This window comes from Microbacterium sp. LB12 (assembly GCF_037150835.1).
Taxonomy (GTDB): domain Bacteria; phylum Actinomycetota; class Actinomycetes; order Actinomycetales; family Microbacteriaceae; genus Microbacterium.
Window position 1 is genome coordinate 13,671 of record NZ_JBBCPF010000010.1, and the last position, 16,271, is coordinate 29,941.

Genomic DNA, 16,271 nt, shown 5'->3' on the forward strand with positions numbered 1-16,271 from the left:
GGCGCCAGCGTACTCAGCCCTCGGACATCGAGGGGCCGGCTGATCTGCCGCGAGCGGATATCTGTGAGTTCGGAATGAAATGTCCGCGACCCCCGTTACGATGAGTGACTCTTGCGAACTCTCGCGAAATCCATAACTTCTTCGCCCTGGAGGCCGCCCATGTCTGCCGTCGATACCGGCTCCATCCCGACGACCCCCGCCGCGGTGGGTGGCGAGGCCTCCCGCAAGGACATGCGGGTGATCTGGCTGCTCCTGGTCGCCGCCTTCGTCGCCATCCTCAACGAGACCACGATGGGGATCGCGATCCCGCATCTGAACGCCGACCTCGGCATCCCGCCAGAACTCGGGCAGTGGCTCACCAGTGCGTTCATGCTCACCATGGCCGTCGTGATCCCGACGACCGGATTCATCCTGCAGCGATTCACGACCCGTCAGGTCTTCATCGCCGCGATGATCGCGTTCTCGCTCGGCACCCTGGTCGCGCTCGTCGCGCCCGGCTTCTCCGTGCTGCTGGTGGGTCGCGTGATCCAGGCGGCGGGCACCGGCATCATGATGCCGCTGCTCATGACGACGATCATGAACGTGGTCCCGCCGCAGTCGCGCGGACGCATGATGGGCCGTGTCGGGCTCGTCATCTCGCTCGCCCCCGCGATCGGCCCCACTCTCGCCGGTGCTGTGCTCGCCGTTGCGAGCTGGCGCGCGCTGTTCGCGATCATCCTGCCCATCGCCCTGATCGCCCTGGCCATCGGTGTGAAGTGGATGACCAACCTCGGCGAGACCCGGACGGTGCCGCTCGACGTGCTCTCGATCCCGCTCGCGGCCCTCGGCTTCGGCGGCCTCGTGTTCGGACTCAGCCAGTTCGGCGGCGAGGGCGGATCGGGCGAGCTCGCCGGCATCATCTCGCTGAGCGTCGGCGTCGTGTCGCTGGCCCTGTTCGTGTGGCGTCAGCTCGTGCTGCAGCGGATCGACGACGCGCTGCTCGACCTGCGGGTGTTCCGTTCCAGCAACTTCACGCTGTCCGTGATCATCATGTCGATCCTGGCGATGTCGATGTTCGGCACGCTGACGCTGCTCCCGCAGTACCTGCAGAACGTCGTCGGCCTCGACCCGCTCGAGTCCGGCCTGATCCTCCTGCCGGGCTCGCTCCTGATGGGTCTGCTCGGTCCGGTCATGGGCCGTCTCTACGACGCACGCGGCACCCGCCCGCTGCTCATCCCGGGCACGATCCTGGTGTCGGCGTCGCTGTTCTTCTACTCGACCGTCGGCGAGCACACCGAGGCGTGGGCGCTTGTCACCGTGCAGGCGGCCATGTCGGTCGGTCTCGCGATGTCGTTCACGCCGCTGTTCTCGGCCTCGCTCGGATCGCTGCAGCGTTCGCTGTACTCGCACGGTTCGGCGGTGCTGAATACGCTGCAGCAGGTCGGTGGCGCGGCGGGCGTCGCGTTGCTGCTGGTGACGTACTCGTCGATCCTGCACGCGGGTGAGCACGAGGGTCTGTCGACCGCGGTCGCGGGTGCTCCCGGCGCGCGGATGGCGTTCCTGATCGCCGCGATCATCTCACTCGCAGCGGTGGCGCTCAGCCCCTTCGTCCGCAAGCCTGCCGACGATGCCGGAGAGGGTTTCCACGGCGGACACTGATCCGCGCCGGACGCGCACGATGGCGTCTGTCGGTTACTCGGACTTCGGGGCGGGGAACTGGCAGACGCCATTGCTGCACAGACCGGCAGCTCCGCCCTCGAGCAGGTTCAGCGACTCCAGGAGCGGCGGCAACCCGACGGGCGCGTCCTGCTGCACGGAGTCCTGCTGCGTTTCCTTCATCCCTCGATCGTACGCCTCCCACAAGCCGGTGGCGCCGAGGGACGTCTGAGGGCACGGCCAGCGGATCGACAGCTGTCCTCCCCTACGGTTGAGAGGTGGTCAGACGATTCCTCGCCCGCCTGTACTGGGCGCTCAGCCGTTGGACGCTCGTGAGCGAGGGCGCGCCGACACGTCCGACCGTGCTGGTCGGGGCACCGCACACGTCCAACTGGGACTTCGTGCTGATGCTCGCGATCGCGTGGCGGCTCGGCATCGATGTGCACTGGCTGGGCAAGAAGAGCCTGTTCCGCGGTTGGCGGGGACCGATCATGCTTGGGCTCGGCGGCATCCCCGTCGACCGCACCGACCCTGCCCGCGTCGTGAACGAGGTCGTCGGCCAGGTGCACGCGGGGACCGTCTTCGGCCTCGTCGTCACACCGGATGGCACGCGCGGCGGGAATGAGTACTGGAAGTCGGGCTTCTACCGGATCGCCCGGGAGACGGGCATGCCCGTCACTCTCGGCTTCGTCGACCGCACCACCATGACGACCGGCCTCGGACCGACGATCGACCTGACCGGCGATGTGGCCGCCGACATGGACCGGATCCGGGCGTTCTACGCCGACAAGGCCGGGCTGCGTCCGGAGCGTCGCACCGAGCCGCGGCTGCGGGACGAGCGTCCGGCCGAGACCGAGCCCGACGCGGCGTAGTCGGCGGGCTCGGCACTCAGTCCGACGTTCCGATGTGCGTGCGAGCGTAAGCGAGGTCGTCGTCGCTCAGTGCTTCCACCATGCCGACGACGGCACCGGTGATCACCCGGATCTCCTCGCGCACAGCCTCATCGAGATATGGAGTCTCACTGTCTCGCACCGCCCGGCGCCCCTCATCCGAGAGCTCTGACCACCAGTCGCGGATCGGAGGGAGTGTCATCATGCCTTCTTTCGTTCTCCGGGAGCAAGCCTCTGGACAGTGCCCGGGCGGGGAATCACACTGAGGGCATGACTGCGGATGCTTCGGGTGGGGACAACCTCGACGACCAGCCCGACGGGCGCGACGAGACGGCGAACGAACGCGCGGATCGCAACTGGGACGAGCTGTTGCAGGAGTTGCGCGTCATGCAGACGGGTACGCAGATCCTCACCGGATTCCTCCTCGCCGTCGCCTTCCAACCGCGGTTCACCGATATGGACGAGCTCCAGCGCGATCTGTACGTCGTGCTCGTCGCTCTCGCGGCCGTGGCGACCATCCTCGCCCTCGCGCCGGTCGGGATGCATCGAGCGCTGTTCGGGCGTCGCCGCAAACCCGACCTCGTCCGCATCGCCGCCCGGATCGTGCGCATCGACCTGATCGTGATCGGCGCACTGACCATCGGGGTGACGACGCTGATCGTCGACTTCACGGTGAACCGCACGGCCGGCGTCGTTGCTCTCGTCGCGGCGCTCGTACTGGTGGCGTCCCTGTGGGTGGCGCTGCCGCGTGTCATGCGCGGACGACCGCTCGCCCGCGGAGCCACCCGCGAGTGAGGGACGCCGGAAGGCCATCTGTCCGGTCAACGTCCTGCGGGGCTCCGGTTCTCGGCGCTGACCATCCACGCGAACTGCTCGAGCCTCTCGATGATCGCGTGCAGCAGATCGGCGGATGTCGGGTCCTCCTCATCGACGGCGTCGTGGACGTCCCTTGCCGTCCCGACGGCTGCCTCCAGGCGCGCGGTGACCAGGTCGATCGTCTCCGTCGTCGAGACCTCGCCCGCGGGGAACTCGGGCAGGGACGACGTCTTCGCGATCGTCGCGCTACGCCCGTCGGGCACGGCATGCAGGGCACGCATCCGCTCCGCGATGGTGTCGCTGAAGGTGCGCGCGTCGTCGATGATCTCGTCGAGTTGGCGGTGCGTGTCTCGGAAGTTCCGTCCGACCACGTTCCAGTGCGCCTGCTTCCCCTGGATCGCGAGGTCGAGCAGATCGACGAGCACAGCTTGCAGGTTGCTCGCGAGCGTCGTCGACGCGGTGAAGCCCTTCTCCGCGTTCTGCTGCCGTGTCGTCCTCGCCCGCTTGGCGGCCGTGCGGGTCTTCGTGGTCGTGGTGCTCTGAGCCATGGTGTGACCTCCTGCTGCGGACGCTAGCTCGCGGTATGCCCCGAGCCGAGGGGGTTGACAGTGGCATGGGTCGAGCGAAGGTCTGCGTGGCGACTGCGAGCACCATAAGAGCCTCCTCCGAATCCACGCAAGGGGGTTGAGGGTGCGGGCGAGGTGCGGAATCGTGGCCCGGACATGTCGCGACCGCGGCATGCCCCGACCGGAAGGAGAGTCTCGTGCTCACCCTCACCGACAACGCCTCCGCCATCGTCACGACCCTCGTGAGCCGTCAGACCGACGCCCCGGATGCCGGGCTGCGCATCCACTCCACGGAATCTCCGGATGCGGCGGGTGGTGCGCGCCTCGCGGTGCTCGTCGCTGCCGATCCCGAGCCGCAGGATCAGGTCGTGGAGGTCTCCGGCACGCGACTCTTCCTCGACGAGTCGGCCGTCGCCGCGCTCGACGACAAGATCCTCGACGCCGGAGTGGACGACGAAGGCTCGGTGTCGTTCGCTGTCCTGCCGCAGGTCGCCTGACCGAAGGATTCCCGGATGCCGCGGCCGGTTCGGTCGCGGCATCCGTCGTTCCCGCACCGCGTACCCTGGAGAGGATCCGCAACCCGTGCGGACCATCGAAGGGTCACTGTGAAGATCTCTCTGCTCCGCCGTTTCGTCGTCCTCGCGGATGAGCGGCATTTCCCGCGGGCAGCGGAGAAACTCGGCATCCCCCTGGCCTCGCTGTACACCTCGATCGACAAGCTCGAAGCCGAGGTCGGGCATCCCCTCGTCCACCGCGACGGCCCGACCCGTCTGACGCGCGTCGGCGAGCTGTTCCTGGTGGAGGCGCAAGCCGAGGTCGCGACTGCTCCTGAGCCGGTGAAGAGCGCGCCCGCTCCCGCCGGCGGCAAGGCCAAGGCGTCGAAAGGCAAGGGGCGAGCGCCTGCGGTGAAAGGTCAGCCGAAGCCGTACAAGAAGCGGCAGGGCCGCTAGTCGTTCAGTCCCAGTCGAGGTATTCCTCGATCACGACGGCCGTCTCGATCGGGTGCGTCATGGGGAACAGGTGGTCTCCGCCGTCGATGCTCTTCACGCTCGCGCGCTCGGGGGCAGTGGACTGCAGCTGCTCACCGTTGCGGAACGGCGTGGTGAGGTCGTTCGTGCCCTGGATGATCAGCACGGGCATGACCGGCGCGAGCGGGGTCTCGTGCTCCTCGACCCCGAGCAGCGCCAGACCGTTCACTCGATCGGCGTGGGCGACGGCGAACGCGCGGGCGACCGTGCCGCCGAAGCCGTGTCCGCCGATCCAGGTGTCGCCCAGCCCGACGTAGTCGATCACGGCGAGCGCGTCCTCGACCCGGTCGTCCAGCGACGGGTCGTCGCCCTTGACGTCAGCGCGATGACCGATGCGCAGCACGTGGAATCCGGCCTCTTCGGCGAGGTAGTGCGCGACGACCCCGAGAACATCGGCGGCGACGTCGCGCTCCTGGATCAGGACGAGCTTGACGGGCCCGTCGCCCTCGTCGACGAAGGGGATCGCGCGGCCGTCGGGCTCGAAGATCTGGGTGTCGGTCATCGGCGTCAATCTCCTCGTGCCGTCGGTGTCAGGTGCTCAGGCGGAACGTCCACGGCGGACGCCTGCGACCGGACCGCGGCTCGAGCCGCCGTGTTCCAGCGTATCCCGACCCGACGCTCAGCGAGACGTCGTGCCGAGTGTCGGGCGTTCGTGAGGCGGTACGTCGCCGGCGATGGCGAAGAGCGCGGCGTAGTAGCGTCTGCCGACCTCCACGCTGGTGATGGCTCGCAATCGGTAGCCGAGGGGTGCCGCGTGCCAGGCGCCATCGGGACGAACCTCGTGAAGGTACACGAATCGGCCATGGATCTGGTCCAGGGTCCCGATCCAGGTCGCAGAGCGTTCCCGCTCTTTCTGGATGCCCAGCAGAGCTCCGCTCCACCCCATTCCACCAAGCACTCCGGCTGTCGTCGCGAGGTCGACGTCCGGATCGAACGCAGGCGGCCATTCGGGCCGGGTCCTCGAGAATCGCACCGCCACCGACTCATCATCGGTGATGCGCTTCACATGGCGCAGACGGAAGGCGATCACGCCATCGAAGTAGCCGCCGTCCACCGTGCGCGCCATCAGCGCCCATTTCGGTCCGACACGCAGCACGAATCCCTCGACGTGGTCGGCCCACTTCGGCGTGCGTTCCACTCTCACCAGGGCCGTCGCCTCCATCGCCTGCGACAGGACCGCACGCGCGTTCTTCGACCTCACCCCGATCTCCCGGCTCAGCCCACGAGCGACTGATTGATCGCAGTGAAGAACAGCGAGAACCACACGATGAAGAACAGCACGTAGAACACCGAGATGATCGAGCCGATCACGATCGCCCAGCGGGCGAGGCCGGCCCCTGATTCGGTATTCCCCGGGACATGCAGCTGCCGGAGAGCGAAGATCCCGAGGATCAGACCCGCGACGGGGATCACGAACGCGGCGATGAAGCCGACGAGTGCGAGAGTGTTGGTGCGCGGCGCAGCGGATGCCGAGGTCATAGGCGCGTTCCGTTCAGTGAGGTCACGAGCCCTGGAAGCTCATAGCGAGGAGCTCCACGACGACGTCAGGCAGCTTGATCGATATTCTGGCGTGCGCTCGCGGCGCCGTGCAACAACGTGCCGGCGCTCAGAGCTCGCTGACCTGGCCTGCCTCCACCCGCCAGTGGCGATCGGTCTGCACCGTCGCGAGCATCCGCCGGTCATGGGTGACCAGCAGCAGGGTGCCTTCGTACGATTCGAGTGCCTGTTCCAGCTGCTCGATCGCGGGGAGGTCGAGGTGGTTGGTCGGCTCGTCCAGCACCAGCAGGTTGACGCCCCGCGCCTGCAGCAGGGCCAGTCCTGCGCGGGTGCGCTCACCGGGTGAGAGTTCGTCGACGGCGCGGGTCACGTGATCGGCCTTGAGACCGAACTTGGCGAGGAGCGTACGAACATCCCCGGCGTTCATCTCGGGCACGAGAGCCTCGAAGGCTCCCGCGAGCGGCTCGGAGCCGGCGAGCAGGGCACGGGCCTGGTCGATCTCACCGATCTGCACACTCGCTCCGAGGCTCGCCGTTCCCTCGTCCGGGATCTGACGTCCCAAAAGTCCGCGCAGTAGCGTCGACTTCCCGGCGCCGTTGGGCCCGGTGATGCCGATCCGCTCCCCCGCGTTCACCTGGAGCGACACCGGTCCGAGCTGGAAGGATCCCTGCCGGAACACCGCCGCGCTCAACGTCGACACGACCGAGCTGGAGCGCGGCGCCGAACCGATCGTGAACTCGAGTTGCCACTCCTTGCGCGGCTCCTCGACCTCCTCGAGACGGGCGATCCTGCTCTCCATCTGACGCACTTTCTGCGCCTGCTTCTCGCTCGACTCCGCGGAGGCCTTGCGCTTGATCTTGTCGCTGTCGGGCGACCTCCTCATCGCATTGCGCACGCCCTGACTCGACCATTCGCGTTGCGTGCGGGCGCGCGCCACGAGGTCTGCCTTCTTGTCGGCGAACTCGTCGTACTTCTCGCGCGCATGCCGACGCAGCGTGGCCCGCTCCTCGAGGTACGAGTCGTAGCCGCCGCCGAACACGCGGTTGCTGCCCTGTGCGAGATCGAGCTCCAGCACCCGCGTCACGCAGCGGGCGAGGAACTCGCGGTCGTGGCTGACCACCACGACGCCTCCCCGGAGGCCGCGGACGAAGGCTTCCAGACGCTCGATGCCGTCGAGATCGAGGTCGTTGGTCGGCTCGTCCAGCAAGGCGATGTCGAACCGTGAGAGCAGCAGCGCGGCGAGGCCGACGCGCGCCGCCTGTCCGCCCGAGAGCGCCGTCATCATCGCCCCCGCGGGTTCCTCACCCAGATCGAGTCCGAGGTCGGCGAGCACCACCGGCAGGCCTTCGTCGAGGTCGGCAGCACCGCTCGCGAGCCATCGGTCCAGTGCGGCCGAGTAGACATCAGCCGGATCAGTGCCCGGTTCGGCGAGCGAGGGGTCGCCGAGCGCGGCGGCCGCAGCATCCATGTCCCGGGTCGCCGCCGCACACCCCGTGCGGCGGCCGATGTACTCTGCGACGCTCTCACCGACGACGCGCTCATGCTCCTGCGGAAGCCACCCGACGAACGCGTCGGCGGGTGAGAGCCGGATCGTGCCGGCCTGCGGCTCGTCGACACCGGCCAGCAGCCGCAGAAGGGTCGACTTGCCCGCACCGTTGGCGCCGACGAGGCCGACGACGTCCCCGGCTGCCACGGTCAGGTCGAGGGAGTCGAAAAGGGTGCGGTGGCCGTACCCGCCGGCCAGCCCTTGGGCCACGAGTGTTGCGGTCATCCGTCAATCCTGTCACCCGCTCGGGTGCCGCGCGGACGCAGGATTGAAGCGGAACTCCACCGCTTGCGCTTCTCAGACCTTCGGGTCGCGCAGGGCGGTCATCGCCTCGAGCAGCGTGTCGTGGATGTAGGCGAGCTCGGGCGACACCTCAGCCCACCCCTCATCGACGCCCTCTGTCGCCCACTCACTCTCACCGGGCTGGGCGTCCCAGACCACTTCACCGTGCTGCCAGATCCACCAGAGGTTGGCACTCGAATCCTGCACACGCGCGAACTGCGTGCCGAAGAAGTCGGTCGGTTTCGTGACCAGTCGAGCCCCGCGCGCGAGAGCACGCTCGAGCACGGCGTCGAGGTCATCGACATAGACCTGGAGCAGGCCGGGTGTGAAGGGCCAGTCCGGCTTGCGCTCGGCGAGCATGATGGTGGTCGTGCCGACTCGCACCTCAGCTTGGAGCAGAAGCCCGTCCTCATCCATCGTGCGCGCTTCTGCGCGCTCCTCGCCGCCGAAGACGTCGATCACGAACCGGGCCACCTCATCGGCGCGTGTCGTGATGATGAACGGGTTGACGGTGGCGTAGCCCTCGGGGGCGGTGGGTATGGACATCGTCTGTTCCTCTGCTGGTGACGGATGCGATGTCCTCAGTCCATCACCGGGCGACTGCCCCGGTATTGAACAATTCCGCCATCATCGACCCGACAGCACCTGGGCAGGCGTCTGGCCGTGGAAGGCACGCAGCGAACGAGTCAGGTGGGCTTGGTCGGCGAAACCGCAACGCGCAGCGCATTCGACCGGCGGCACACCCAGCAGCAGCAGACTGAAGGCCTCACGCGCTCGCGACAACTGCTCGATCTGCTTGCGCGTCAGCCCTGTCGCGGTGCGGACCCGGCGCTGACGGTGCCTTTCCGAGTAGCCCGCGTCATCTCCGGTGAGCATCCGTCTGACGTCCTCGTCGTCCCGCAGCACGTCCAACTCGAGAAGGCGCTCAGTGAAGCTCTCGAGGTCGTCGAACTCCGGGAACGGCAGCGCATGATGCGCGATCGTGACGTTCCCTGCGTCGACGACGAGAGGCTGCTCTCCGCCGCGCAGGAGCAGCTTGCTGACTCCAGGCAGAACGGCATGAGCCTTCAATTGGATGCCCCGGCTGTGCTCGCCGATCGTCGAACGGATCCAGCGGTGCCCCAGGGTCGGGCCCGCCAGCCCGGCAGACGTCTGTCCGCCCGGCTCGCGGGCGAACCAGATGTCCCAGTACTCGACCGCGGGGACGAGGTAGCGCTCATCTCTTGTCGCCCGCGCCTGCCACACGCACTGCAGCACCGGCGAGTCGGGGTGTCGCTCCTCGTACATGCGCTCCATTCGCATTCGATCACTGCGAAGAGGGTATCGCCGCCGCGAGCCGGAGAGCCGCCACGCGTCAGTTGTTGAAGCGGAACTCCACCACGTCGCCGTCCTGCATGACGTAGTCCTTGCCTTCGAGGCGGGCCTTGCCCTTGGCGCGGGCCTCGACGACGGAGCCCGTCTCGACGAGGTCGTCGAACGACACGACCTCGGCCTTGATGAAGCCCTTCTCGAAGTCGGTGTGGATGACGCCGGCGGCCTGCGGGGCCTTCGCTCCCTTGGGAATCGTCCAGGCGCGCGCCTCCTTCGGACCCGCCGTGAGGTACGTCTGTAGTCCGAGGGTGTCGAAGCCGATGCGGGCGAGCTGATCCAGCCCGGACTCGTCCTGACCGGTCGATGCGAGCAGCTCGGCGGCATCCTCCGGGTCGAGGTCGATGAGCTCGGATTCGATCTTCGCGTCGAGGAAGATCGCCTTCGCGGGTGCCACGAGCGCGGCGAGTTCCGCCTTGCGCGCATCGTCGGTCAACACGGACTCATCGACATTGAAGACGAAGATGACGGGCTTGGCCGTGAGCAGACCCAGCTCACGGATCGGCGTCAGGTCGATGCCGGCGACGGAGAGCAGCACACCGCGTTCGAGAGCATCCTTCACCGCGTTCGCGGTCTCGAGCACGATCGGCTCGATCTTCTTGCCGCGCACTTCCTTCTCGTATCGGGTGATCGCCTTGTCGACGGTCTCGAGGTCGGCAAGCATGAGCTCGGCGTTGATCGTCTCCATGTCGGACGCCGGGTTGACCGTGCCGTCCACGTGCACCACGTCGTCGTCGGCGAAGCCGCGCACGACCTGGGCGATGGCGTCGGCTTCACGGATGTTCGCGAGGAACTTGTTGCCCAGCCCCTCGCCCTCGCTCGCGCCGCGCACAATGCCGGCGATGTCGACGAACGACACCGCCGCCGGGAGGATGCGCTCGCTGCCGAAGATCTCCGCCAGCCTGTCGAGCCGCGGGTCGGGCAGGTTCACCACACCGACGTTGGGCTCGATCGTCGCGAACGGATAGTTCGCCGCGAGCACGTCGTTCTTGGTGAGTGCGTTGAAGAGGGTGGACTTGCCGACGTTGGGCAGGCCGACGATGCCGATAGTGAGAGCCACGGGGCACGAGTCTACCTGCCCGCGATCCTGCGGGATGGCCCGCGGACACCGCGCGCGATCAGGCAGACCGGCGACATCAGGCGAGCCGCGACCGTTCTGGCCTGATTCGGCGGGATGGCCGGATGCGGCGGAGTCGGTCGCGTCAGTCGCGGGTGGCGCGGTACGCCCGCGTCACGTACGGCAGGTCGATCGTGGCATCTCCGTGCAGGCCGAGCTCATCGAAGAGCGCGTCCAGGTCGCGGCGGATGCGCTCCTTCTCCTCGTCCGGTGCGGTGATGATGTAACTGCGCGATGCGGCCATCCGATGCAGCAGGTCGCGCGTGATCGGCCGCACCCATTCCCACCGCTCCTGTTCCAGGGGTCCGAACGGTGCGGCGACGACCGGGTCGCCCTCAGCAAGCATGAGCTCGGCGTGACTTCCGTGCATGATCTCGGTCAGCCTGCGCACCCAGTCGACACGATCGTCGCGGATGTTCCAGATCAGGCCGAGCACTCCCCCGCTGCGCACCGCACGACCGATCTCGGCCGATGCCATCACAGGGTCCACCCAATGCCAGGCCTGTCCGAGCACGACGGCATCGACGCTCGCGTCCGGAAGCGGGAGGCCTTCGGCCGTCCCCACGTAGGTCGGCACCCCGGGAACGACACCTCGAAGCGTCGCAAGCATCTCCGGATCGGGGTCGATCGCGACGACCTCGGCCTCCGGCGCCTGCGCGAGCACGCGGGTGAGCTTGCCCGTGCCCGCTCCGACGTCCGCGATGCGGCGCGAGTCGGTGGGCATCCGTTCGAGCATCCACGCGACGGCGTCGAAGGGGTACTCCGGCCTTCCGACCTCGTAATCTCCGGCCTGCGCTCCGAACGACCTCGCCATGTCCTCAGCCATGTCGCCAGCATACGGCGAGTCTCCGACAGCTCTCCGAGACCGCGGGAGAAGGTGGGATCGTGCCACTGGATTTCACTGCGATCGACTTCGAGACCGCGAACTCCAGCCCTGCCTCCGCGTGTTCCGTCGGACTCGTGCGCGTGCGTGCCGGTGAAGTCGTCGCGACCACCGGGTGGCTGATCCAGCCGCCTCCCGGCCACGACGAGTTCCAGGAATGGAACGTGCGCATCCACGGGATCCGGCCGGAGGACGTGCTGTCGGCAGCGAGCTGGGTCGACCAGTTCGATCGCCTCTGCGCGTTCGCAGGGGCCGACGTGCTCGTCGCCCACAACGCCGGCTTCGATCTCAACGTGCTGCGTCGCGCCTCCGAGGCGACGGGTCAGCCGTGCCCGCCGTACCGTTCCCTGTGCAGCCTGCAGGTGGCCCGCAAGACCTACGAGCTCGACTCGTACCGACTGCCGATCGCCGCCGCCGCAGCCGGGTTCGAGGAGTTCTCGCACCATGACGCTCTCGCCGATGCACGTGCCTGCGCGCAGATCGTCATCGATGCCGCCGCCCGAGCGGGAGCGGGCGATGTCTTCGCGCTCGCCGACGCCCTGAGCCTGCGCGTAACCGCACCGGTCGCACCCGCGCTGGAGCGCGCCGTCGCCTGAGCCCCGCACCGCAGCCGTGCGCGGCGACGACTGAATGTCGGACCCCAGCCGCATCATGAACACATGGATGCTCTGTCTGTCGTTCTCGTCCTCCTCGCCCTCGCGGCAGGTGTCGCCGTGGGCTGGTTCCTCCGTGCCGGTCGTGGGTCGGCGGAACTCGCGCGTACCGAGGCCCAGCTGGCGGCGGCGCGCGACGATCGCGACCGTCAGTACGACCTGTACCGCGACGCGGTCGAACACGCGCGGAACGAGCAGCGAGCCGAGGCGCAGCGGGTGCAACAGCAGAACGCCGTGCTGACAGCGCTCGCGCCGGTCCGCGATAGCCTGCAGCAGATGCAGACCAAGGTCGCCGCGATCGAGCGAGAGCGGCACGCGCAGTTCGGCACGCTCGAGGAACAGCTGCGGCGCGCGCAGGAATCCGATGAGGCGCTCCGAGCGACGACCGAGTCGCTCGCGGGCGCCCTGCGCTCCACGGCGACGCGTGGAGTGTGGGGAGAGACCCAGCTGCGCCGCGTGGTCGAGGCCGCCGGACTCACCCGGCACATCGATTTCGACCTTCAGGCGACGATCGCCTCCGACCGCGGCCCGGGGCGCCCCGACATGGTCATCCGCCTGGCGGGCGGCAGTTCCATCGCTGTCGACGCTAAAGTGCCGCTCGATGCCTATCTCGAGGCCTCGGCCCTCGCCGCAGGGGATGCGAACGAGTCGCAGCGGCGGGCACTGATGCAGAAGCATGTGAAGGCGGTCCGCGCCCACATCGATGCGCTCGCCAAGAAGGCGTATTGGTCGGGACTCGAGGCGAGCCCCGAGTTCGTGATCTGCTTCCTGCCGAGCGAGTCGTTGCTGGCGGCGGCGATCGATGAAGATCCGACGCTCCTCGACTACGCGTTCAGCCGACGTGTGGCCCTGGCCTCCCCGGTGAACCTCTGGGCCGTCCTCAAGACCGTCGCGTTCACCTGGACCCAGCAGGAGGTGTCGACCGAGGCACGAACTCTCCTCGCCCTCGGCACGCAACTGTACGACCGCCTCGGCACTCTGGCCGGGCACGCCGACGATCTGCGCCGCGCGCTGGAGCGGACGGTCGACAGCTACAACCGGTTCGCGGGGTCCCTCGAGACGCGGGTGCTGGTGACTGCGCGGCAGTTCCCGGGTGTCGACGCGTCCGCGCTCGCCTCCACGCCGCCGTTGACGGCAGAGACCGCCCGTCGGTTCACGGCACCCGAGCTGATCGCCTCCGACGACACCGCCGCACAGTCAGCGACCCCGATGCGCGCCGATGTGGGCGACGTCCGGATCCGGCTCGACGAACCGTAGGAGACGGACGAGACGCGTCAGGCGACGCCGGGGACGCCGCTGAGCAGCAGGATGACGAGCCCGCTGGTCGCGAGGAAGGCGCCGATCATCCACCAGGCACTGATCTCGTGCCCCTCGTCGCGACGAACGCGGAACAGCACGTCGGCTCGACGCGCCGGGTCGGAGACCGCGGTCGGCGGAGTCACGACGGGTGGCGTGACCGCAACGGCTTCGGCGTCAGCACTCACACGGAGGATGCGCCCCGTGTTGGTGGTGACGATCTTCGTCGGAGCGGCCTTCGAGCCGTTCGTGTGCTGCGTTGTCATCTGTTCGCCCTCCTGTGCCTGCGGTGCCTGGCGGCTCCGTCGACGGCGACAAACCCAGTGACAATTGTGACACGGCCCTCCACAGAAGCGTGGATCGTGCCCTGGCGAACCGATACCGGGTGCGTAACGAATGGCGCGATCGATGCCCCCGATCGCGGCGGCTCAGGCCGGTCGCGCGGTCAGAGCCACTTCGAGACGAGGTGCTCCGACGCGATCCGGCGCAGCGTGCCCGAGGCTCCGCGCAGCACGACGCTCTCGGTGTAGACGTAGCCGCGCTCGCGACGCACGCCCGCGACCAGCTGCCCGTCTGTGACACCCGTGGCGACGAAGATCGTGTTGTTGCCCTGCACCAGGTCGTCGGCCTCGTAGACCTTGTCCATGTCGAGTCCCGCGTCGATGCCGCGCTGACGCTCTTCGTCGTCACGGGGCCACAGACGCCCCTGGATGTGTCCGCCGAGGGCCTTGATCGCGCACGCCGTCACGATGCCCTCCGGGCTGCCTCCGACGCCCACGCACATGTCGGTGCGGGCGTCGTGGCGGGCGGCGTTGATGCCACCGGCGACATCGCCGTCGCTCATCAGACGCGTACCGGCACCGGCGTCGCGGATCTCCTGGATCAACTGCTCGTGCCGCGGACGGTTCAGCACCGACACGACGATCTCGTCGACGGGCTTGTCGAGCGCGCCGGCGAGCTTGCGGATGTTCTCCCCGATCGGCAGGCGGATGTCGACCAGGCCGACTCCGGCCGGCCCGGTCACGAGCTTGTCCATGTAGAAGACCGTGGAGGCGTCGAGCATCGTTCCGCGGTCGGAGACGGCGATCACGGACAGAGCGTTCTGTCGTCCGGCCGCGGTGAGGGACGTTCCGTCGATCGGGTCGACCGCGATGTCGCACAACGGCCCGCGCCCGGTGCCGACGACCTCGCCGTTGAAGAGCATCGGGGCGTTGTCCTTCTCGCCCTCGCCGATCACGACGCGCCCCTGGAAGTCCACGGTTCCGAGGAACGCACGCATGGCGTCGACTGCGGCACCGTCGGCCGCCTCCTTCGCGCCGCGTCCGATGAACGGCACCGCACGGATGGCCGCGGCCTCTGTCGCACGCACCAGCTCCATCGCGAGGTTACGGTCGGGACGAAGAGGGCTCAGATCCGCTGTCAGACTCACCATGCGGTCAGCCTATCCAGCGAGAGGCGCGAACTGACCGCCTTTCGGCGCGGATCCGAAGAAGGAAATGTGATTCTTAACACCCCAGCAGAAGCCGCAGTGCGTCGACGGAGTCCCGGCTGCGGTATCAGCGCGCGCGCCCCGATAGAGTGGCCCTTGTCCCGGCTTCCCAAATCGCAGGAGTTCTCATGCCCGTCGCCACCCCGGATCAGTACGCCGAAATGCTCGACCGCGCGAAGGCCGGCGGCTTCGCGTACCCCGCGTTCAACGTCTCCAGCTCGCAGACGATCAACTCCGTCCTCCAGGGGCTCACCGAGGCCGGCTCCGACGGCATCATCCAGGTCACCACGGGTGGCGCGGACTACTTCGCCGGCCACACCGTGAAGGCGCGTGCCACGGGCGCGCTCGCCTTCGCCCGCTACGCGACCGAGGTCGCCAAGAACTACCCCGTCACGGTCGCGCTGCACACCGACCACTGCCCGAAGGATGCCCTCGCCGGCTTCGTCGAGCCTCTGATCGCCGCCTCCGAGGAAGAGGTCAAGGCCGGTCGCAACCCGATCTTCCAGTCCCACATGTGGGACGGCTCGGCCGTTCCCCTCGCGGAGAACATCGAGATCGCGAAGGACCTTCTCCCCCGCATGAAGAACATCAACGCCATCCTCGAGGTCGAGATCGGCGTCGTCGGCGGCGAAGAGGACGGCGTGCAGCACGAGGGCTCGAACGAGGCCCTGTACACGACCTTCGCCGACGTCGACCAGGCCGTGCAGGCGCTGGGCCTCGGCGAGCAGGGACGCTACATCGCCGCCCTCACGTTCGGCAACGTGCACGGCGTCTACAAGCCCGGTGGCGTGAAGCTGCGTCCGGAGCTGCTGGGCGAGATCCAGGCTGAGGTCGCCGCGAAGTACAACACGGGCGCGAAGCCGCTCGATCTGGTGTTCCACGGCGGCTCCGGCTCCACCGACGAGGAGATCGCCCTCGCGGTCGCCAACGGCGTCATCAAGATGAACATCGACACCGACACGCAGTACGCGTACACGCGCGCGATCGCCGACTACATGTTCAAGAACTACGACGGCGTGCTCAAGGTCGACGGCGAGGTCGGCAACAAGAAGCAGTACGACCCGCGCGCCTGGGGCAAGATCGCCGAGACGGCCATGGCCGCCCGTGTGGTCGAGTCGACGCGCCAGCTCGGTTCGTACGGTCAGTCGAAGAGCTGATCCACCACGGACGACGAGAGAAGGGGCCCGGCGACATGTCGGGCCCCT

Annotated in this window: 21 protein-coding genes; 8 read left to right on the plus strand and 13 right to left on the minus strand. The window is 68.1% G+C overall.

Annotated features, from left to right (window positions below; genetic code table 11):
- Positions 1 to 159: 159 nt before the first annotated feature.
- Positions 160 to 1,638 carry an MDR family MFS transporter gene (locus WFM69_RS15735; RefSeq protein WP_337006322.1) on the plus strand — a complete coding sequence of 493 codons (1,479 nt, stop codon included), beginning with the start codon at positions 160 to 162 and terminating at the stop codon, positions 1,636 to 1,638.
- A gap of 33 nt (positions 1,639 to 1,671) precedes the next feature.
- Here the strand turns inward: WFM69_RS15735 and WFM69_RS15740 are convergent, their stop codons facing one another.
- Entirely contained in the window at positions 1,672 to 1,818 is a 147-nt protein-coding gene (locus WFM69_RS15740; protein ID WP_337006323.1) for a hypothetical protein, read from the minus strand.
- Positions 1,819 to 1,913: 95 nt separating this feature from the next.
- On the opposite strand from WFM69_RS15740, the gene WFM69_RS15745 reads away from it, so the two are divergent.
- A complete protein-coding gene (locus WFM69_RS15745) occupies positions 1,914 to 2,507 on the plus strand; it encodes a 1-acyl-sn-glycerol-3-phosphate acyltransferase (protein WP_337006325.1) in 594 nt (197 codons plus the stop codon).
- A 16-nt stretch (positions 2,508 to 2,523) separates the two neighbouring features.
- Here WFM69_RS15745 and WFM69_RS15750 read toward each other — a convergent pair whose 3' ends face one another.
- Entirely contained in the window at positions 2,524 to 2,727 is a 204-nt protein-coding gene (locus WFM69_RS15750; protein WP_337006327.1) for a hypothetical protein, read from the minus strand.
- A 68-nt stretch (positions 2,728 to 2,795) separates the two neighbouring features.
- Here WFM69_RS15750 and WFM69_RS15755 point away from each other — a divergent pair, with 68 nt between their 5' ends.
- The gene (locus WFM69_RS15755; protein WP_337006329.1) at positions 2,796 to 3,320 is read left to right on the plus strand and encodes a DUF6328 family protein; all 525 of its coding nucleotides are present in this window, start codon (positions 2,796 to 2,798) and stop codon (positions 3,318 to 3,320) included.
- Between the two features lie 26 nt (positions 3,321 to 3,346).
- On the opposite strand, the gene WFM69_RS15760 is transcribed toward WFM69_RS15755, so the two are convergent.
- The gene (locus tag WFM69_RS15760; RefSeq protein ID WP_337006331.1) at positions 3,347 to 3,889 is read right to left on the minus strand and encodes a Dps family protein; all 543 of its coding nucleotides are present in this window, start codon (positions 3,887 to 3,889) and stop codon (positions 3,347 to 3,349) included.
- 215 nt (positions 3,890 to 4,104) lie between these two features.
- Here WFM69_RS15760 and WFM69_RS15765 point away from each other — a divergent pair, with 215 nt between their 5' ends.
- On the plus strand, positions 4,105 to 4,404 hold the full coding sequence (locus WFM69_RS15765) for a Fe-S cluster assembly protein HesB (protein WP_337006333.1): 300 nt from the start codon (positions 4,105 to 4,107) through the stop codon (positions 4,402 to 4,404).
- A 108-nt stretch (positions 4,405 to 4,512) separates the two neighbouring features.
- Positions 4,513 to 4,857 (plus strand): LysR family transcriptional regulator, encoded by a 345-nt coding sequence (locus WFM69_RS15770; RefSeq protein ID WP_337006335.1) that lies wholly within the window; start codon positions 4,513 to 4,515, stop codon positions 4,855 to 4,857.
- 4 nt (positions 4,858 to 4,861) lie between these two features.
- Here WFM69_RS15770 and WFM69_RS15775 read toward each other — a convergent pair whose 3' ends face one another.
- The 8 genes from WFM69_RS15775 to WFM69_RS15810 form a co-directional block, all read right to left on the minus strand.
- Complete coding sequence (locus WFM69_RS15775) at positions 4,862 to 5,437, minus strand: alpha/beta fold hydrolase (RefSeq protein ID WP_337006337.1); 576 nt, start codon at positions 5,435 to 5,437, stop codon at positions 4,862 to 4,864.
- Between the two features lie 117 nt (positions 5,438 to 5,554).
- Positions 5,555 to 6,136, minus strand: coding sequence for a hypothetical protein (locus WFM69_RS15780; RefSeq protein ID WP_337006339.1), 582 nt, complete (start codon positions 6,134 to 6,136; stop codon positions 5,555 to 5,557).
- Positions 6,137 to 6,150: 14 nt separating this feature from the next.
- Positions 6,151 to 6,414: a DUF4190 domain-containing protein gene (locus WFM69_RS15785; RefSeq protein ID WP_337006341.1), complete on the minus strand. Its 264-nt coding sequence runs from the start codon at positions 6,412 to 6,414 to the stop codon at positions 6,151 to 6,153.
- 127 nt (positions 6,415 to 6,541) lie between these two features.
- The gene (locus WFM69_RS15790; RefSeq protein WP_337006343.1) at positions 6,542 to 8,203 is read right to left on the minus strand and encodes an ABC-F family ATP-binding cassette domain-containing protein; all 1,662 of its coding nucleotides are present in this window, start codon (positions 8,201 to 8,203) and stop codon (positions 6,542 to 6,544) included.
- A 72-nt stretch (positions 8,204 to 8,275) separates the two neighbouring features.
- Positions 8,276 to 8,806, minus strand: coding sequence for a VOC family protein (locus WFM69_RS15795; protein WP_337006345.1), 531 nt, complete (start codon positions 8,804 to 8,806; stop codon positions 8,276 to 8,278).
- A gap of 81 nt (positions 8,807 to 8,887) precedes the next feature.
- Positions 8,888 to 9,547: an AraC family transcriptional regulator gene (locus WFM69_RS15800; protein ID WP_337006347.1), complete on the minus strand. Its 660-nt coding sequence runs from the start codon at positions 9,545 to 9,547 to the stop codon at positions 8,888 to 8,890.
- A 67-nt stretch (positions 9,548 to 9,614) separates the two neighbouring features.
- On the minus strand, positions 9,615 to 10,688 hold the full coding sequence (gene ychF, locus WFM69_RS15805) for a redox-regulated ATPase YchF (protein WP_337006349.1): 1,074 nt from the start codon (positions 10,686 to 10,688) through the stop codon (positions 9,615 to 9,617).
- Between the two features lie 142 nt (positions 10,689 to 10,830).
- Complete coding sequence (locus tag WFM69_RS15810; protein ID WP_337006351.1) at positions 10,831 to 11,571, minus strand: class I SAM-dependent methyltransferase; 741 nt, start codon at positions 11,569 to 11,571, stop codon at positions 10,831 to 10,833.
- A 59-nt stretch (positions 11,572 to 11,630) separates the two neighbouring features.
- Between WFM69_RS15810 and WFM69_RS15815 the strand changes: the two genes are divergently transcribed.
- Together WFM69_RS15815 and WFM69_RS15820 are read left to right on the plus strand one after the other, a co-directional pair.
- Complete coding sequence (locus WFM69_RS15815) at positions 11,631 to 12,224, plus strand: 3'-5' exonuclease (RefSeq protein WP_337006353.1); 594 nt, start codon at positions 11,631 to 11,633, stop codon at positions 12,222 to 12,224.
- 63 nt (positions 12,225 to 12,287) lie between these two features.
- Positions 12,288 to 13,538: a DNA recombination protein RmuC gene (locus WFM69_RS15820; protein WP_337006355.1), complete on the plus strand. Its 1,251-nt coding sequence runs from the start codon at positions 12,288 to 12,290 to the stop codon at positions 13,536 to 13,538.
- 17 nt (positions 13,539 to 13,555) lie between these two features.
- Here WFM69_RS15820 and WFM69_RS15825 read toward each other — a convergent pair whose 3' ends face one another.
- Positions 13,556 to 13,843 (minus strand): hypothetical protein, encoded by a 288-nt coding sequence (locus tag WFM69_RS15825; RefSeq protein WP_337006357.1) that lies wholly within the window; start codon positions 13,841 to 13,843, stop codon positions 13,556 to 13,558.
- A 179-nt stretch (positions 13,844 to 14,022) separates the two neighbouring features.
- Entirely contained in the window at positions 14,023 to 15,009 is a 987-nt protein-coding gene (gene glpX / locus WFM69_RS15830; protein ID WP_337006359.1) for a class II fructose-bisphosphatase, read from the minus strand.
- A 185-nt stretch (positions 15,010 to 15,194) separates the two neighbouring features.
- On the opposite strand from glpX, the gene fbaA reads away from it, so the two are divergent.
- Entirely contained in the window at positions 15,195 to 16,223 is a 1,029-nt protein-coding gene (gene fbaA, locus WFM69_RS15835) for a class II fructose-bisphosphate aldolase (RefSeq protein WP_337006361.1), read from the plus strand.
- The last annotated feature ends 48 nt before the right edge of the window (positions 16,224 to 16,271 follow it).